This window comes from Pseudomonas sp. E6002, from assembly GCF_013385565.1.
In the GTDB taxonomy this organism is placed as follows: domain Bacteria; phylum Pseudomonadota; class Gammaproteobacteria; order Pseudomonadales; family Pseudomonadaceae; genus Aquipseudomonas.
Map to the genome: position 1 here is coordinate 15659 of NZ_JACAPT010000010.1, position 16946 is coordinate 32604.

The window sequence follows — 16946 nt, forward strand, 5'->3', positions numbered from 1 at the left end:
TACAAATGAGCAAGTTGCTGCCTGCCTTCGACGGTCAAAAAGTTACCATCGCCACCGTGGATATCAGCATTGGCTCGCAGTATCCAACCCATGCCTTCGCGCAAGTCCCGGACTTTAATCGCAGTGAACCGTTGAAGATCATCAAGGGCTTTTGCCAGATCTTTGCGATCGTTTACCGCAGCAAGGCCAGGTACGTGATCTCCACCGGGGCGGCACCGGGGTTGCTGGGGCTGGTCGCGGGAAAACTGATGGGCAAAAAGACCCTGTGGATCGACAGCATTGCCAATCCCAAGAAGCTCTCGTTGTCCGGCAGGATCGCTGTGTATTTTGTCGATGAGTTGCTGACCCAGTGGCCCACGCTGTCGCAAAACAGCCGCGCCCAATATAAAGGGAGGATTGTATAAATGATATTTTGCAGCGTTGGCACTCAAGCACCCTTTGAAAGAATGCTCGGCTACTTGCATGAGTGGAGTCATGCAAACCCGCAGGTCCCGATTGTTGCCCAGGTGGGCAATAACGAAAATGACCTGGGGCGCATTACGGCTTACAAGACCATCGCCGAGCCGCTGTTTTCCAAAAACTTCAATGCGTCAAAGGTGATTGTTTCCCATGCGGGCATGGGCAATATCATTCGCTCCCTTGAACTGGGCAAACCGATTGTTATTGTCCCGCGCGACAGTCGGCGCGGTGAACACATCAATAATCATCAGTACGACACCGCCGAAAACTTTTCAGACCTTCCCTCTGTGTTTATCGCCCATGATAAAGATGCGTTCTTTTCGGCGATTGATTCGGCGCTTAACTACAGCAGTGCCGAAAGTTCACTGGACTTTACCGAAAGGGACCGCTTGATCAGTTATGTGAAGTCATTCACTTCTTAAGTTTCGGCTGTTTGTCAATCCGCTCTTATTGCCTTTAATCATCGAGTAATCGTTATGATCCCAGTTATATTGTCTGGCGGTTCAGGCACGCGCCTGTGGCCGCTTTCAAGAGCGCTTAAACCAAAGCAGTTTATTGCGCTGCACGGTGACTTGAGTTTGTTTCAAGCCACCTTGGATCGCATCAAGAACCTGTCGATAGAGGGCGAGACCGTCAGCCCGCCGATCATTGTGTGCAACGAAGAACACCGTTTCATCGTGGCCGAGCAAAGTCGATCACTGGACGTGATCCCGCAGAAAATCCTCCTTGAGCCGACCGCCCGCAACACCGCCCCGGCGATTGCGGCGGCAACCCTGTCGGCGCTGGCGGATGGGGACGATCCGATCCTGCTGGTGCTGGCGGCGGACCATGTGATCGGCGATACCCAAGCCTTTAATGCGGCCTTGACGCTGGCCAAGGTGGAAGTCAACAAAGGCAAGATCGTCACCTTCGGGGTTGTGCCCACCAAGCCGGAGACCGGCTACGGCTATATCCGTACTCAAGCGGCTGCGGTGGACGGCGCCGCGCATGTCGATGCCTTCGTGGAAAAGCCCGACCTGGCGACCGCGCAAGGCTACCTGGAACAAGGCAACTACTTCTGGAACAGCGGCATGTTCATGTTCCGCGCCTCGGTGATGAAGGCCGAGCTGGAGCGCCTGAGCCCGGAGATCATGGTGGCCGCAGAACTGTCCCTCTCCAACGCGGCCCATGACCAGGATTTCACCCGGCTCAGCCAGGTGGATTTTGTGAACGCGCCCAGCGTGTCGATCGATTACGCGGTGATGGAAAAGACCCACATCGCGTCGGTGGTCATCCTCGATTCGCCGTGGAGCGACCTGGGCGCCTGGGACTCAGTGTGGGAAGCGGGCCTCAAGGATCAGAACCAGAACTGCACCCAGGGCGACGTGCTGCTGCAGGACGTCACCAACAGCTATGTGCATGCCAGCCACCGCCTGGTCACGGTTGCAGGGATCAATGATGTGGTGGTCGTCGAGACCGCCGACGCGATTTTGGTGACCACCAAGGACCACGCGCAAGACGTCAAGAAAATAGTTGCGCAGCTGACTGAAAAGCACCGGATCGAGAGCACCAGCCACCGCGAAGTCTATCGGCCGTGGGGCAAATATGACTCGGTGGACCAGGGCTATCGGTACCAGGTGAAGCGGATCACGGTGAAGCCGGGGCACAAGCTGTCGGTGCAACTGCACCACCACCGGGCCGAGCACTGGATCGTGGTGTCCGGCACCGCGAATGTGCAAATCGCCGACAAGCAAGTGCTGCTGACCGAGAACCAGTCCACCTACATCCCCATTGGCGTTGTGCACTCCCTCGAAAACCCGGGGCGAATCCCGCTGGAGCTGATTGAAGTCCAATCGGGCTCGTACCTGGGCGAGGACGACATCATCCGCTTTGAAGACCGCTATGGCCGCCTCGAGCTTGTTTAAAGGAAGATTGAAATGAATGTAACTGTATTTGGAATCGGCTATGTGGGCCTGGTGCAGGCAGCGGTGCTGGCCGACGCGGGGCATGAGGTGTGTTGTGTCGACGTGGACGCGACTAAAGTCGAGAACCTCAAGGCCGGCATTATTCCGATCTTTGAGCCCGGGCTGAGTGCGCTCGTCCAGAAGAACCATGATGCCGGACGCTTGCACTTCACCACCGACGCCGCGCAAGGCGTGCGGCATGGAGAGGTGCAGTTCATCGCCGTGGGCACCCCGCCTGATGACGATGGCAGCGCCGACATCAAGTACGTGCTCTCCGTTGCCGCGACCATTGCGCTCAACATGACCGAGCCGAAGATTATCGTTAACAAGTCCACGGTGCCGGTGGGGACGGCGGACAAGGTCCGGGCAAAGGTGTCCGAGGTGTTGACGTCGCGGGGGCTTGAGGTGGAGTTCCACGTGATCTCGAACCCCGAGTTCCTCAAGGAAGGTTCGGCGGTCGCCGACTGCACCCGGCCCGACCGGATCATCATCGGCAGCGACAGCAGTTACGCCGTGGACCGCATGCGGGAGCTGTATGAACCCTTCAACCGCAACCACGAAAAGATCATCACGATGGACATCAGGAGTGCCGAGCTGACCAAGTACGCGGCCAACTGCCTGCTGGCCACCAAGATTTCCTTCATGAATGAAATGGCCAATTTCGCCGAACGCTTGGGCGCCGACATTGAGGCGGTTCGTAAAGGCATTGGCTCCGATCCACGGATCGGCTACGACTTTATCTACCCAGGCTGCGGTTATGGCGGCTCGTGCTTCCCGAAAGATGTGCAGGCGCTGGAGCGCACCGCGTCGTCGATCGGCTATCAGGCAACGCTGTTGTCTGCCGTCGAGGAAGTCAACAAGCGCCAGAAGCAGCACCTGTTCGGGCATATTCACCACCACTTCGGCGGCCAGCTGGAGGGCAAGACCTTCGCCATCTGGGGCCTGGCCTTCAAGCCCAATACGGATGACATGCGCGAAGCCTCGAGCCGCGTGTTGATCGAACAACTGCGCAGCGTGGGTGCCAGGGTCCAGGCATTCGACCCCGAAGCGATGGCCGAGACCCAGCGCATTTACGGGATGAACGAAGACCTGTTGCTGATGGGCACCAAGGAAGCGGCGTTGCAAGGTGCCGATGCGCTGGTGATCGTGACCGAATGGCGGGAGTTCAAGGCCCCGGACCTGGACTTGATAAAAGAAAAACTGAGCACGCCGGTGATCTTTGACGGCCGCAATATATTTGATCCGCAGCGTATGAAAGCCAATGGTTTCGAGTATTACGGTATTGGTCGCGGGTTATCGGTACGCCCCGTTGTTTAATCCTGACGATTATTAACATTGGTGGTTTGAGCTATCCACAAGTGAGATGATTTCGAGGAGGTTAAGTGCGTGATCCAACAGGATCTTTGCGCAGTTTGCATAGCCTGTTTATCTCCGTTCCATCACTACGCCCTTATTGCATTATTTGATAAGGGGTAAATATCGAGAAGGAGTCTGATATGAGGAAAATACTGTTGGCCGGCGTGCTGGCCTTTAGCAGTACTGCGGCATTGGCGGCAGGTGAAGTCGCGAGCGAGGCCTTGAGCGATGCGGCCGGCGCGAGCGAGCCCCTGTCGTTGAGCACCCCGCTCGTGGGCGGCGTGACGCTCGGTGAAACCGTCGGGGTCGGTACCGCGGTAGTCGGCGCTGCGGCGGCGGCTTCCAACTCGGGCGGCAGTTCCAATGGCGGTACTTCCGGCACCGGCGGCACCACCGGTACAGGCGGTACCACCGGTACCAACTAATAACCCGCAATGTGTGTTGTTCAAGATCACCCGGAACTTCTGGGTGATCTTTTTTAGACTCGCCCTCGACTAGCGTAGTGCCATTATGATTCGTAGGTTACCTGTTCTTTTGCTGGCAAGTTTCAGCTTGCACGGCTGCATGTTTTCGCCTGGTCAACATATGGACACCAGTCAAATGTCCAGTGAGGGTTCTTCCGAAAGTACTCGGGTAGAGTTGATTCCCATCACCCCCAAATTGATTGCCATGGATGCCGCCACGCATGTTCGTGAATCGGTGCCGGCAGAACTGTTGTCTTATGTGCCCGGTGGCTATCGCGTCGGTGCCAATGACCTGTTGTTCATCACGGTTTGGGACCATCCCGAGTTGACGGCACCGTCCGGGCCGCAACAGCAGATCGACGCCAACGGGCGCCTGGTTCGCCCCGATGGCACGTTGTTTTATCCGTATATCGGCAACGTCCCGGTGGCCGGCAAGACCATCGAAGAGCTGCGGGCCTTTATCGCCGGGCGCTTGTCGCAATTTATTGAAAGCCCACAGGTCGACGTCAGCGTCCTGCGGTTTGCCAGCCAGACAGTGGTGGTGACCGGGGCGGTGATCAAGGCCGGGCAACAGCCGATCACCACCACGCCATTGAGCGCCGTCGAGGCCATTGGCGCTGCCGGTGTCGACCCCACGAATGCCGACCTCTCGAGCCTGACCCTGACGCGCGACGGCCGTGAGTACACGCTTGACCTGGACAGCCTCAATCGCCAGGGCTCGCAACTGCAGGGCATCTACCTCAAGGGCGGCGACCGGTTGTACCTGCCCTATAACGACCAGAAACGTGTCTACCTGATGGGCGAAGTCAATCAGCCCCGGGCCCTGAGCTTCAAGGGCAAGTCGATCAACCTGACCGATGCCCTGGGTACCGTAGGCGGCTTGAACCAGACCACTTCCAATGGCAATGCGGTCTATGTGATTCGCGGCGTGGACAACCTGGAAGCCGAACCGGCCAAGGTGTTCCAACTCGATGCCCAATCACCTTCCGCGCTGGTGCTGGCCACCCGGTTCGACTTGCAACCCCAGGACATCGTGTACGTCGGGCCGGCCGGCGTGACGCGCTGGAACCGCCTGATCAGCCAGTTGCTGCCGACCGCCAGTGCCATTGGGATTGGTGCCCGATCGGCCAATGACCTCAGTGAAGTCAACAGCAGATAAGGCGTTATCCCGTGGTGAAAATGTTGCCTACCAGCGCCTGCCTGTCGATGGCGCTCTTGTTGTGCGGGTGTAACCCGTTGATGAGGGCGTCGTGGTACACCCTCGAAACCTCTGTGACGGGCCCGGCCCCGATCAACGTGACCCGCGCCCAGGTCGACGCGGTGCCATACCCGCAGATCCTGGTGACCACCGCCGTCAGCGAGGGCGTGATGGCCATGGCCCGGCGCCGGGGCGACCTGCAGTTTTGGGTCGCTTCCGGCAAGCAAGTGGTGATGATGCGTGACGGCCTGGTGGTACGCACTGTCGGGCTGGGTGTTTCCCTGGATGGCACGCGTTTCAGTGGCGAATCGCCGTTCAAGCGCGGGCTCCAGCATCTGCCCGACGGCTACACCGGCACACGCTGGATCGACCTCTACGACGGCAACCGAATCGGTATCGCGGTCAACAGCCGTTTCAGCAGCCACGGTATCGAGACCCTCCGCATTCTGGACAAGGATTACGCCTTGCTGCGCATCGACGAGCAGGTGGACGCTCCCACCTTGAATTTCCGCGCCACCAACCATTATTGGGTCGACCCGCAGGATGGTTTCATCTGGCGCAGCGAGCAGCATTTGACGCCCCGGTTGGCCCTGAAAATCGTGCAGTTGCGTCCCGACCGGGAGGCAGCCCGATGAAGTGTTCGAAGCTTTTATGGCTGGGCCTGTTGCTGATCGGCCCCGGCACTGGCCAGGCGGCCGTTACAGTCAATGGCGATGTGCGCAGCCCCGGCGCCTTCGAGGTCAAGCCGGGGGCGCGTTTGCTGGACGTTATTCGTGTGGCCCAACCCAATGCAGAAAGCTACTGGTTGGGCGCCGCGTGGCTGCACCAGTCGTTGGTGAGCACGCAGGAACGCTTGAAGGCAGGGGTTTTGTTCGATCTGAAACTGCTGCAACGAGGGGCCTTGCTGGATGACCGTGGCTCCCGGGCGGACTTGAGTGCGCGTCTGTATCGACAGGTCGAACAGTTGCCGGTCACCGGCCGCCAAGTGCAAGTGCTGGACCCGATCGCCGTCGAGGCGGGGTTCGCGCGCAACGCGTTGCTGGATGACGGGGACCGGCTGGTCTACCCCGTGAGGCCGTCCACCGTGCACGTGCTCGGCGCGGTCGCGCAGTCCTGTGATGTGCCGTACCGAGCCATGCGCGAGGTGCGGGATTATGTTGGCGACTGCACGGTCCTCGATGACGCCGAGCGCGATGACCTGTGGCTGATCCAGCCCGACGGCCAGGTACGGCGTGTGGGCGTGGCGGCGTGGAATCGCGAGGACGGCGTGGTGGCGGCCCCCGGCAGCAGGATCCTGGTGCCGATCCGCAGCGACGACCTTGAGACGCCGACCCCTGATCTCAACCAACAACTGGCCGAGTTTTTCGCCACTCAACCGTTGGCTGAGGTGAACCCTTGAATTTACGTTTTGCGGCTGTACTGCTATTGCCTTGCGGGTTGGCTCACGGTGACCCCCGTTACACCCAAAATGATTTCGGCGGCGTGGGCCTGCTACAGACCCCCACCGCACGCATGGCCCCGGCGGGAGAGTTGAGCGCCAACGCCAACCGCACCGATCCCTACTCGCGCTACAGTTTTTCCCTGCAACCGTTCGATTGGCTGGAGGGTTCGTTTCGTTATACCGCCATCAGCAACCGCCGGTACGGCGCCGAGGCGTTGAGCGGAAGCCAGAGCTTTAAGGACAAGGCCATCGACTTCAAGGCGCGGCTCTGGGAGGAAAGCCGCTGGGCACCGCAGGTGGCTTTCGGTGCCCGGGACATCGGCGGTACCGGGCTGTTTTCCAGCGAATACTTTGTCGCCAACAAGCGCCACGGCAACCTGGATTTCAGCCTCGGCATCGCCTGGGGCTACCTGGGAAACCGAGGCGACTTCGGCAACCCGCTGTCGGTGTTCGGCAGCAAGTTCAACGACCGGCCCAAGAGCACTGCGGTCGTCGCCAGGGCAGGGGACGTGAACTCCAACGCCTATTTCAGGGGCCGCCCTTCGTTGTTCGGCGGGATCGCCTATCAAACGCCCTGGGAACCCCTGAGCCTGAAACTCGAATACGAGGGCAATGACTACAAGCACGAGCCGTTGGACAACCCGATCAAGCAGGACTCACCGGTAAACATTGGCGTGGTCTATAAGCTGGCTGACAGCGTCGACCTGAGTGCGGCCTGGGAACGCGGGAATACCGCGATGTTCGGCATCACCCTGCACACCAACTTTGTCAGCCGCAAGGCACCGGTCAAGACCTATGACCCGCCCGCCGAACCGTTGCCGGCGCGCATGCCCACCACCCCGGCCGACCAGGTCAACTGGGCCAACGTCGCCGACAGGCTGCAGCAGAATGCCGGCTACAAGGTGGAGCGCATTGCCCGGCGCGGCTCGGAATTGATGGTGTATGGCGAGCAGCAACGCTACTTCTATTCAGCCAAGGCCGTGGGACGCGCCAGCCGGATTCTCGACAACAGCGCCAATCAGGATATCGACTGGTTCACCCTGGTGAACAAGCGCTATGACATGCCCATTGAAGAAACCAGCGTGCCCCGTGCGACCTTCCGTGCCGTGGTGAACAACCAGCAACCGTTGACGGAGCTGCACCGTAATACCGAGGTCAATCCGGCGATTGCCCATCGGGAAACCACGCTCTACAGCAGACAATCCGAGCCGTTCAACTATGGCCTCGGCCTGGGTTACAAACAGAACATCGGTGGCCCCGACGGCTTGCTTTATCAGTTCACTGCCGACGCCGACGCGGAGTACCGTTTTACCCGCAATACCTGGTGGAGCGGCTTGCTCAGCGCCAACCTGCTGAACAACTACGACAAGTTCACCTACGACGCACCCAGCGGGTTGCCGCGAGTACGCACCGACCTGCGCCAATACATGACCACGTCCGATGTGACGATGCCGAACTTCCAGGTCAACCATGCGCAGCGCCTGGACCGCGACCTGTATGGCATGGTCTACGGCGGCTACCTGGAGTCCATGTACGCCGGGGTGGGCGGCGAGGTGTTGTTCCGGCCGGCGGGCAAGCACTGGTCAGTGGGCGCAGACCTGAACTTCGTGCGCCAGCGTGATTTCAACCAGGGCTTCGGCCTGCGGGATTACCAGACCATCACCGGCCATGTCACCAGCTATACCGAGCTGCCCTATGACACCCTGGCCGCCGTCAGTGTGGGGCGTTACCTGGCGCGGGACTGGGGCACCACCGTCGACATCTCGCGCCAGTTCAAGAACGGCGTGAAGTTTGGCGGCTGGGTGACGCTGACCACCGCCTCGAAGGAAGAATATGGCGAAGGCAGCTTCGACAAGGGTATCTATATTTCCGTCCCCTTCGACGAATTGATGAGCACCTCGACGATGCGTCGGGCCAACGTCGTATGGGCGCCACTGACCCGTGACGGCGGCGCACGCCTGAACCGCGGCTATTCGCTGCAGACCATGACCGACGGGCGTGACAGCGAGTTGTTCTACAACAACTTCGAGAAGATCACTGAGTGACGGTGCGGCATCTGCCGACCAGGTTGTCGACTGCCCGGCGTTGAATGCGCCGGGCAGTCGCCACGCCGAACGCTACAGCGCCAGGTGCAATGCCGGCGCGCAACACTTGCCTGACTTTCCTCTTTGATGACTATGCGAATGGCCCGGGCCGGGCGTTGCTGTGGGCGCTATCGTTGCGCCTTGCGGGGAGTGGTGGCGGGGAGGGCGCAAAGCGCGCCTGGTGCCCCGCGCCGCCGATGCAGCGGCACGGGGAAGGGCGGGGTCAGTAGATGTCTTTGGACAGCAGGGTAAACGGCGTCTTGAACAGGATCTTGATGTCCAGCCACAGCGACCAGTTGTTGATATAGCGCAGGTCGATATCGACGCGTTGCTGCATCTTCTCCAGGGTCTCGGTTTCACCCCGGCAGCCATTGACCTGCGCCAGGCCGGTGATGCCGGGCTTGATGCGATGCCGCGCCATGTACGCGCGAATCTTGCCCGAGTAGTAGTCATTGTGGGCGACGGCATGCGGGCGTGGGCCGACCAGTGCCATATGCCCTTGCAGCACGTTGAACAGCTGGGGCAGCTCGTCGATGGAGGTGCGGCGGATAAATCGCCCTACGGGGGTAATGCGTGAGTCGTTGCGGCTCGCCTGGCGCACTTCGTGGTCGTCATGCACGCGCATCGAGCGGAACTTCCAGACCTTGATCACCTCGCCGTTCCAGCCGTGACGATCCTGCTTGAAAATTACCGGGCCGGGAGAGGTGAGTTTGATCAGCAGGGCGAACAGCAGCAGCAACGGGCTGAGCAGGATGATCGCCAACAGGGCCAGGCTCTTGTCCAGCAGCGACTTGCTCAGTGCGGCGGTCGGCCGGCTGGTCAGCGGGCTTTCATTGAGGAAGATCGCGGGCAATCCATCCACCTCGGCCACGCTGTGGTTGAGCAGCAGCATGTTGTTGAGGTCGGGCACCCAGATCACGTCCACGCTGATCTCCAGCAGGTTGAGGTACAGCGCCTCGATGTGGGTCGCTTCCTGGAGAGAGTGAGTGATGTACAGGCGGCGGATACCGTGCTGGCGGATCAGCGCGGGAAGATCGGGCAAGTCACCGAGGATCTGAGGCTGGGTGCCGGCCTGGGGGGAGGTGGTGCGGGGACCTACGAGACCGACCAGAGGGGAGCGTTTTTGCCTGGCGAGAGTATTGGCCAAGTCGGTTGCAAGTTTTCCCGTACCAATAATCAGCGATTTCTGGCGCTCATGTAGTTGCCGGTGGTAGTACCTGGATAGACTGTGAATGGGAATGTAGCAAAGGGCTAGTATTGGATAGCTGACAGCAGCCCAGAGTAGCAGGATCTCGAAGGGAAACAGCGAACTGGCATTACAGGCTATGCCGACCGCGAACAATATGCCCAGGGTCAATAACCAGCCGGTGAATAATCGTCCCAGCCCAACAAAAAAGTCATCTTTTTTGCTATAGACGTCACATAACATGTAGGCCGGTATAGAGGCCAGTATTGTAATGGCTGCCAATATCCGGTAGTGGGATTCCAATTGCCCGGTCTTGAAAAGTACCAGTGAAAACAAAAGTACAACGACCACACTCAGGGCAATTGCCCACTGTCCCCAAAAGGTCAGGCCTTTGGGTGTAAGGTTACGATGCATTCTTCTGTTGTTAAGCATACTTCTGCTCCCTGTGGTATCCACTCACGTGCTGGCAGGTTAAAGCGAGGCGTGGTTTTAATGACTATCAAATGGCAGGCGCACGCGTAGGCGTGCGTATTGATAGTAATAAATGGCAGGGAGCAATGGCTGACGACTTATAACGCGGTCATGTTGTTATAAAATGGCAGATAGAAAGGCGTTCTAATAGGCAGGGTGAATTGTAATTTTTATGAAATAATTATTGTTCTGTGACGTTCGCGCGACTGCTCAGCGGGCTTTTTATTTTTTGTGTCAGGCAGTAGCCACGGTTACGCACCGCGCGGAACAGGCGTTCGCCATCATTCACGCGTTTGAACTTGTCCTGCAATCGGCTAAGGCACATTTCAAGCCCGCGATAGAGGTCGGGCTCACGTCCGATGTTGCGGATAAGTTCTTCCTTGCTGACCACACGTTCTTCATGGTTCAACATTTTCTTGATCAATGCCGACTCAATAGTGGTCAAGGAAATGCGTAGCCCACCTTTCACCAGCGCACGATCTTGCTGGGTAAGTAGCCAGACATCGGGGCCGCGTAATGCAGAGGATGAGTTAACTGTTTCCGCGGTGGTGTTATTCAGGTCCGGGTGTGTGACGTCTGATTTTAGAACCGTGATGTTAGGTTTTTTTGATGCGTCGTAAAGTTGTCGGGTCAGCCGATTACTGGCTTCGTAAAGTCTTTTGGCGGCGACATAGTTACTGAGCCACAGATTGAAATTCTGCTCTTTGGTAACGGCGTAGGAACTGGTCGAAGCGTCCGATGTTTTTTCCACGGTTTCGATCAGCGGCCCGCTGTCGACGTCGTAATGTAAAAATGCCACATTTGGCGTGAAATCGTGCAGTGCGATTGACGGGTACGTCGATGTAAATGTGTGTTTCTTGAGAGAACTCATGGCATTCACCGATTCCAGGAAAGTACGGGGGTTCATAAACTATCAGCAGGGGAGAAGTAGGGGCCCTGAAAATAGTCAAAAGGCAAGCGTCTGGCGAGAAGTGCGCTGTCGGCGTGCTCGACGTTGTCGGCGATGAAGGAGACCCGGGTGGTGCTCATCAGCCCCAGCATCTGGTCGTAAAGCCGGTCGAACAGGCCCGAGCGGGTGTTCAGACTGAGCCTGAGGGCCGAGTCTGGAAAAGGCATTTTTATATAGTCATAAAGACTCAAGTCGATCAGCAGGTCGGTGTCTTTTGTATTTAATGTGTAATTGTTATAGGCAAGCTTCAGGTTGCTCTGGTCTTTCAGGCTATACAGTTGACGGATCATGCTCCGGCGTTCCAGCGGGCCCGGAAGGGTGTCCAGTGTATTTTCAACGCTGACAATGAGTTGTTGTCTGTTTTTTTCCAGCGTGTGTGAAGTATCGATAATTTCCTTGAGCAGGTCCTCATTCATCAACAGCGATTGCTCAATTCGGAAAAACTTGTGGAGGCCCGGGCTTTTATCCGCGCGCAAACGTTTACTTGTGCGGGCAAATGAACTCGGTCTGGCATGTTGCAGGGCTTCGCTGTAGGCGTCTTTAAGTTGTTCGGAATAAAACGGGCAGGCGTCATCACGCGGGCTGTCGAGCGCAGGCTCGGCGTGGACGCGGATCTCACTGCCCCACAGCGTGCAACTTCGTTCAAGTATCGCTTGCCGCGAAAAGGTGAAGCAGGCTGACGCCTCACGTAATAAGGTTCCGCTATTCACGGTTCGACCGCTCCCTGACGGGGTGGATATGATTAACCGAAGCCAGCCCTCTGCTTAGTTTGTAGCCGTAACCGCGAATGCTCTGAATTATATTGCTTCCGTAATGTGATTTTATTTTGCCACGTAACCGGCTAATCGATTTTTCGAGGGCCCTTGAATCATAAAATCGGGGATTCAGCCCCATTACCACGGCGATTTCATCATGGCTGAGCAATCGATTATGAATGAGCGCTTCCAGTACTTTCATTTCGACAAAGGACACTTCGAGCTTTTTGCCACCCCCGTAGATGCACATGCGGTCCTGATCGAGTAGCAAATCAGTATTACTTAGCCAGTATGCCTCGCTGAGGAACGCGGCAAACAGGGCAAGTTTTTTCTCGGGCGAGCTCTCGACGACCTTTATGCAGTAATCGGCGCCTGCGAGATAATATTTGGTTTTGCTTAGTGTAGTGGCGAAGGTGACAACCAGGAAAATGGTGCTGCCAGGATTTTCCGATCTGGTTTTTTTAATGATGTCCAGCGTTTGGGTGCTGGCAGAGGGGGTGTCGATCTCTATGATGATGGCACGGTAATGTCCATGGCTTGCATAGGGACCGATTAGTTGGCCGTAGGAGCGTGTATCGACTTTTAGATTTTTCGGTACAGTACGAACTATAAGCTCGCTGAAGTCCTCGGATTTCGATGGGGTCCGTGCAATAGCGAGGACGTTGGAAAAATGCATCACGTTGCTCCCTTTTCCGGCATGCGAGGCCGTCAATTCAATCGCTGCAGGCGTTTAGATGTTAATCGAATTGAATACGCCAAAACGTGACAAATTTTAACATTCGGCACTTTATTTGCGGGGGGTAAGGCGGATTTCAGGCGGGTGTTGAGAGCGGGTTTGTGGACCGGGGTACTCATATGCTAGTGCAAATTTTTTAGTGTGCGATAAGTATTTTAGGCGGGTTGATTTTTTTTGGCTGGAATGATTTAAGCCTTCTAGTCCCTTAGCTCTAAAAATGCTTATACGTGACTATTTATAATAATCCAGCAAGGCGATAGCGGGCGTCGTGTGCTGGGGGATGCTCGCGCGGTCGGCCAGGTAGCGCGCCGGCGGTTGGCCGATGGCCTTGCGGAACATGGTGATAAAGCCGCTGGCGTTTTCATAGCCGAGGTCCAGTGCCACCGTCTGCACACTTTCGCCTTTCGCCAGGCGCTGCAGTGACAGGATCACATGCAGTTGCCTGCGCCAGCGGCCGAAACTCAGGCCGATCTCCTCCAGCAACAAGCGCGTCATGCTGCGTTCGCTCATGCCGATGCGTACGGCCCATTCGCCCAGGGTGGCCTTGTCGCTGGGGTTGGCCAGCAAACTGTCGGCCAGGCGCCGCAGCCGAGTGTCCCGGGGCATGGGCAGGTGCAGGGCCTCCACCGGTGCCAGTGCCAGTTCGTCCAGCAGCGTGGCCACCAACCGGCCCTGGGCGCCCTCGGTGTCGTACAGCGGCGGGAAGCTGACGGCCTTGCTGATCAATTCGTGTAACAACGGCGATACCGCCAGGGTGCAGCATTGCCGGGGCAGGGCGCCGGCAGCGTCGGGGTCGACCAACAGACAGTAGACATCCGCTGCCCCCGACCCGCGCGCGGCATGGGAAAGGCCGCCCGGAATCCACAACGCGCACTGGGGGGGCACGATCCAGATACCTTCTTCGATGACGCAATGAATCACCCCGCGCAACGTGTACATCAACTGGCCCTTGCGGTGCTGGTGCGGTGCGTGCTCCCAACTCGCAGAGGTGCTTGAAGCGCTCACTGCAACCACCGCACGGGGAATTGCATCGGCGAGGGCCGGGCGCAAGGGGTCACGGGTTTCGAGTCGGTGGTTGTACATGGCGGCGCGGCGTCTTGGCTGGAATGCGAAACATTCTGGCCATTCTGTGCAATGGCGTCCAGTGATGGCATGGCTATCATGAGAAACATTCTCGTTAAAGGAGCTTCCCATGCAACTCGACAGTTCAACATTCCCCGTGGTGAAAATCGTGTTTGACGCCCCCAGCGACACTCCCCCGCAAGATACCTTTGGCGCATTCGAGGCCTTGTTGCAGCGCGAGGAACCCTTCGTCCTGCTGCACGAGAAAGCCGTGGATGAAAGCACTCACGAGCATTCACACGAAGAACGCAAACAGGCCTCGATCTGGATGAAGAAGCACAAGGTGGCCCTGCGTACTTTCGTCAAAGGCATGATCCAGGTGGAGCCCAGCGCAGCCAAGCGCCTGGCGCTCAAGCCGTTTGCCGTGATGTTCGGCAAGGCGTGGGGCTACCCGTTGCTGGTGGTGGAATCCACGGATCAGGCCTGGGCATTGGCGCGGGATGTGCTGGATACCCAGGTGTCGGATGTGGCGCACTATTGAGTGTGGGGCGCTGCCGTGCTGCCGCGTACTGTGAGTTCGAACGGCACTACAACCTGACGCTCCGACAGCGGCGTTTTCTCGATCAGTGCGATGAGCATCTCGACCGCCTTGCGGCCGAAGATTTCGGCAGGCTGGGCAATGGTGGTCAGGGGCGGGTCGCAGTAGGCCGCGAAGGGGATGTCATCAAAGCCCACCAGGGAAATATCCTGGGGCACGCGCAGGCCCTGTTGCTTGATGCGCTTCAAGGCGCCGATGGCCATTTCGTCGTTCTCGCAGAACAGCGCAGTGGGCCGCTCGGGCAGGGCGAGCATGTTGCCTGCGCCCTCGAAACCGGCGTGCAGGGTGAAGTCGCCGTGGCAGATAAGCGCCGGGTCGCGGGGGATGCCCGCCGCGAGCAAGGCATCTTCATAACCGGCCACGCGGTCACGGGTCAGTGGGCTGCTTTTCGGGCCTTTGATCAAGCCGATGCGGCGGTGGCCGAGGTCGATCAAGTGCTGGGTCATGGCCCGGGCGGCGCCACGGTTGTCGAGGCTGATGGTGGGGTGGCGACCGTCCTGGATCACCTCGCAGGCGTTCACCAGTGGCGGTGAGTCGCTGCAGTCGCTGAATGGGTCTGAGGCCCGCAACTGAATCACACCGTCGGCCTGATGGGCGTGGACCAGTTCGGCGAACTGTTTTTCGATTTCTGCCTGGCCCCGGGTGTCGCACAACAGCAACCGATAACCCGATGCCTGCGCCGCTTGCTGTGCACCGCTGATGACCCGAGCGAAAAACGTGTTGGCAATCGCCGGCACCAGGATCACCAGGTTGCCGGTGCGCCGCGAACGGAATTGCACCGCCATGCGGTTCGGCCGGTAGCCGGTCTGTTCCACGGCGGCGTTGACCTTGTCGCGGGTCTCGGGCAACACGCGTTCAGGGCTGGCCAGGGTCCTGGACACGGTGGCCACCGAGACCCCGGCCAGCCGGGCGACTTCACGAATATTGGACAAGACCACCTCGTTATCAGAACAGCAGCCTGCAAGTTTACCGCAGTCGGGGTTTGACACCGCGAGCAACCAGGCCTAAATTTCCGGCACGATGTAACCGGTTACATCATGATCGGTAATTGCCCATAAAGAGAAGACTTGCGATGACGGTTGCTGTGCAAAAAATAAGAATGGGCTTTGTTGGCGGCGGCGAAGGCGCCTTCATCGGCCAGGCTCACCGCCAGGCGGCGGGGCTGGATGGGTGTTATGAACTGGTGTGCGGTGCCTTCAGCCGTGAGCCCGAGAACAACCGGAGCACCGGCAATGCGCTGGGCCTGCCCGCGTCCCGCTGTTACAGCGAATGGCAGCAGATGCTCGCCGCCGAACAGGCACTCCCGGCCGAGCAGCGCATGCAGCTGCTGGTGATCGTCACCCCCAATCATCTGCATGCACCGATTGCGACCCAGGCGCTGCAGGCGGGCTTCCACGTGTTCAGCGAGAAGCCGGCCGCGCTCAATCTTGCTGAAGTGCAGGCGCTGGCAGACGTTGTCAAAAACAGTTCCGGGCTTTATGGGCTGGCACACACCTACCTGGGTTACCCGATGGTGTGGCAGGCCCGCGACATGGTGCGCAATGGCGTGATCGGCGCGTTGCGCAAAGTGATCGTCGAGTACCCACAAGGCTGGCTCAGCCAGGACGTGGGCGGGCAGGGCAACAAACAGGCGGACTGGCGCAGCCGGCCCGAGCTGTCGGGACTGGGCGGCTGCATCGGCGACATCGGCACCCACGCCTTTTCCCTGGCCGAGTTCATCGCCGAACAACCGATCGAACAGCTTTGCGCGAGCCTGGGCATCCATGTACCCGGTCGGCAACTGAATGACGATGCCGCCATGCTGTTCAAGATGGCCTCCGGCGCGAGCGGCGTGCTGATCGCCAGCCAAGTGTGTGCCGGTGAAGAGAACCCGCTGAAGATCCGCCTCTATGGCGACAAGGGCGGCCTGGAATGGCGCCAGGAAGAACCCGCCAGTCTGATCCATCGTTCCCTCGACCAACCGCTGCGCATCCTGCGTTCCGGCGTCGGCCAGCCCTGGCTGTGCGACGGGGCATTGCAGCGCATGCGCCTGCCCGCCGGGCATCCCGAGGGTTACCTGGAAGCCATGGCCAACCTCTACCGCGACTTCGCCAAGGCCATTCGCCAGGGCACCGAGGCCGAAGGTGTACCCGGCATCGAAGTCGGCGTGCGCGGCATGGCCTTTATCGAAGCGGTGATCGCCAACCATCGCGGCGAGGCGAAGTGGACCACCCTGGCGAACCACCCATGAAGGAGACTACAGAC

17 protein-coding genes are annotated in these 16946 nt (G+C 58.8%); 11 read left to right on the plus strand and 6 right to left on the minus strand.

Translation table 11 applies throughout. The annotated features are described in order from the left end of the window. The first annotated feature begins 5 nt into the window (after window positions 1-5). From HX815_RS10030 to HX815_RS10070, 9 genes are all read left to right on the plus strand, one after another. A complete protein-coding gene (locus tag HX815_RS10030) occupies window positions 6-404 on the plus strand; it encodes a polysaccharide biosynthesis protein (RefSeq protein WP_003211350.1) in 399 nt (132 codons plus the stop codon). Next, window positions 405-881 carry a glycosyltransferase gene (locus HX815_RS10035; RefSeq protein ID WP_003211352.1) on the plus strand — a complete coding sequence of 159 codons (477 nt, stop codon included), beginning with the start codon at window positions 405-407 and terminating at the stop codon, window positions 879-881. Window positions 882-935: 54 nt separating this feature from the next. Then, entirely contained in the window at window positions 936-2363 is a 1428-nt protein-coding gene (locus tag HX815_RS10040; protein ID WP_177028138.1) for a mannose-1-phosphate guanylyltransferase/mannose-6-phosphate isomerase, read from the plus strand. A 12-nt stretch (window positions 2364-2375) separates the two neighbouring features. After that, window positions 2376-3719, plus strand: a complete 1344-nt coding sequence (locus HX815_RS10045; RefSeq protein ID WP_003211357.1) for a UDP-glucose/GDP-mannose dehydrogenase family protein — start codon at window positions 2376-2378, stop codon at window positions 3717-3719. Window positions 3720-3898: 179 nt separating this feature from the next. After that, on the plus strand, window positions 3899-4183 hold the full coding sequence (locus tag HX815_RS10050) for a hypothetical protein (protein ID WP_003211359.1): 285 nt from the start codon (window positions 3899-3901) through the stop codon (window positions 4181-4183). An 85-nt stretch (window positions 4184-4268) separates the two neighbouring features. After that, entirely contained in the window at window positions 4269-5381 is a 1113-nt protein-coding gene (locus HX815_RS10055) for a polysaccharide export protein (RefSeq protein ID WP_143495494.1), read from the plus strand. Window positions 5382-5395: 14 nt separating this feature from the next. Beyond that, a complete protein-coding gene (locus HX815_RS10060; RefSeq protein ID WP_032899416.1) occupies window positions 5396-6055 on the plus strand; it encodes a YjbF family lipoprotein in 660 nt (219 codons plus the stop codon). Next, complete coding sequence (locus HX815_RS10065) at window positions 6052-6819, plus strand: capsule biosynthesis GfcC family protein (protein WP_177028139.1); 768 nt, start codon at window positions 6052-6054, stop codon at window positions 6817-6819. The genes HX815_RS10060 and HX815_RS10065 overlap by 4 nt, the downstream gene beginning before the upstream one ends. Continuing rightward, window positions 6816-8906, plus strand: coding sequence for a YjbH domain-containing protein (locus HX815_RS10070; protein ID WP_177028140.1), 2091 nt, complete (start codon window positions 6816-6818; stop codon window positions 8904-8906). The genes HX815_RS10065 and HX815_RS10070 overlap by 4 nt, the downstream gene beginning before the upstream one ends. A gap of 262 nt (window positions 8907-9168) precedes the next feature. On the opposite strand, the gene HX815_RS10075 is transcribed toward HX815_RS10070, so the two are convergent. From HX815_RS10075 to HX815_RS10095, 5 genes are all read right to left on the minus strand, one after another. After that, on the minus strand, window positions 9169-10563 hold the full coding sequence (locus tag HX815_RS10075; RefSeq protein ID WP_087694227.1) for an undecaprenyl-phosphate glucose phosphotransferase: 1395 nt from the start codon (window positions 10561-10563) through the stop codon (window positions 9169-9171). A 220-nt stretch (window positions 10564-10783) separates the two neighbouring features. Continuing rightward, window positions 10784-11473, minus strand: a complete 690-nt coding sequence (locus HX815_RS10080) for a winged helix-turn-helix domain-containing protein (RefSeq protein WP_177028141.1) — start codon at window positions 11471-11473, stop codon at window positions 10784-10786. A 32-nt stretch (window positions 11474-11505) separates the two neighbouring features. Further along, the gene (locus HX815_RS31505) at window positions 11506-12261 is read right to left on the minus strand and encodes a hypothetical protein (RefSeq protein WP_177028142.1); all 756 of its coding nucleotides are present in this window, start codon (window positions 12259-12261) and stop codon (window positions 11506-11508) included. Next, on the minus strand, window positions 12254-12982 hold the full coding sequence (locus tag HX815_RS10090) for a winged helix-turn-helix domain-containing protein (protein ID WP_177028143.1): 729 nt from the start codon (window positions 12980-12982) through the stop codon (window positions 12254-12256). Before HX815_RS10090 ends, HX815_RS31505 begins: the two co-directional genes overlap by 8 nt. Window positions 12983-13273: 291 nt before the next feature. Next, the gene (locus HX815_RS10095) at window positions 13274-14125 is read right to left on the minus strand and encodes a helix-turn-helix domain-containing protein (protein WP_008435424.1); all 852 of its coding nucleotides are present in this window, start codon (window positions 14123-14125) and stop codon (window positions 13274-13276) included. Between the two features lie 109 nt (window positions 14126-14234). Between HX815_RS10095 and HX815_RS10100 the strand changes: the two genes are divergently transcribed. Continuing rightward, entirely contained in the window at window positions 14235-14645 is a 411-nt protein-coding gene (locus tag HX815_RS10100; RefSeq protein WP_003211385.1) for a hypothetical protein, read from the plus strand. On the opposite strand, the gene HX815_RS10105 is transcribed toward HX815_RS10100, so the two are convergent. Then, the gene (locus HX815_RS10105; protein WP_087694229.1) at window positions 14639-15634 is read right to left on the minus strand and encodes a LacI family DNA-binding transcriptional regulator; all 996 of its coding nucleotides are present in this window, start codon (window positions 15632-15634) and stop codon (window positions 14639-14641) included. The two genes, HX815_RS10100 and HX815_RS10105, sit on opposite strands and share 7 nt — an antisense overlap. Window positions 15635-15801: 167 nt before the next feature. Here HX815_RS10105 and HX815_RS10110 point away from each other — a divergent pair, with 167 nt between their 5' ends. Next, a complete protein-coding gene (locus tag HX815_RS10110; protein ID WP_177028287.1) occupies window positions 15802-16932 on the plus strand; it encodes a Gfo/Idh/MocA family protein in 1131 nt (376 codons plus the stop codon). Window positions 16933-16946 lie beyond the last annotated feature (14 nt).

Coding starts and splice junctions, on each gene's coding strand:
- HX815_RS10030 (WP_003211350.1), top strand. CDS start 6: ATGAGCAAGTTGCTGCCTGCCTTCGACGGTCAAAAAGTTACCATCGCC.
- HX815_RS10035 (WP_003211352.1), top strand. CDS start 405: ATGATATTTTGCAGCGTTGGCACTCAAGCACCCTTTGAAAGAATGCTC.
- HX815_RS10040 (WP_177028138.1), top strand. CDS start 936: ATGATCCCAGTTATATTGTCTGGCGGTTCAGGCACGCGCCTGTGGCCG.
- HX815_RS10045 (WP_003211357.1), top strand. CDS start 2,376: ATGAATGTAACTGTATTTGGAATCGGCTATGTGGGCCTGGTGCAGGCA.
- HX815_RS10050 (WP_003211359.1), top strand. CDS start 3,899: ATGAGGAAAATACTGTTGGCCGGCGTGCTGGCCTTTAGCAGTACTGCG.
- HX815_RS10055 (WP_143495494.1), top strand. CDS start 4,269: ATGATTCGTAGGTTACCTGTTCTTTTGCTGGCAAGTTTCAGCTTGCAC.
- HX815_RS10065 (WP_177028139.1), top strand. CDS start 6,052: ATGAAGTGTTCGAAGCTTTTATGGCTGGGCCTGTTGCTGATCGGCCCC.
- HX815_RS10075 (WP_087694227.1), bottom strand. CDS start 10,563: ATGCTTAACAACAGAAGAATGCATCGTAACCTTACACCCAAAGGCCTG.
- HX815_RS10080 (WP_177028141.1), bottom strand. CDS start 11,473: ATGAGTTCTCTCAAGAAACACACATTTACATCGACGTACCCGTCAATC.
- HX815_RS10090 (WP_177028143.1), bottom strand. CDS start 12,982: ATGCATTTTTCCAACGTCCTCGCTATTGCACGGACCCCATCGAAATCC.
- HX815_RS10095 (WP_008435424.1), bottom strand. CDS start 14,125: ATGTACAACCACCGACTCGAAACCCGTGACCCCTTGCGCCCGGCCCTC.
- HX815_RS10100 (WP_003211385.1), top strand. CDS start 14,235: ATGCAACTCGACAGTTCAACATTCCCCGTGGTGAAAATCGTGTTTGAC.
- HX815_RS10110 (WP_177028287.1), top strand. CDS start 15,802: ATGGGCTTTGTTGGCGGCGGCGAAGGCGCCTTCATCGGCCAGGCTCAC.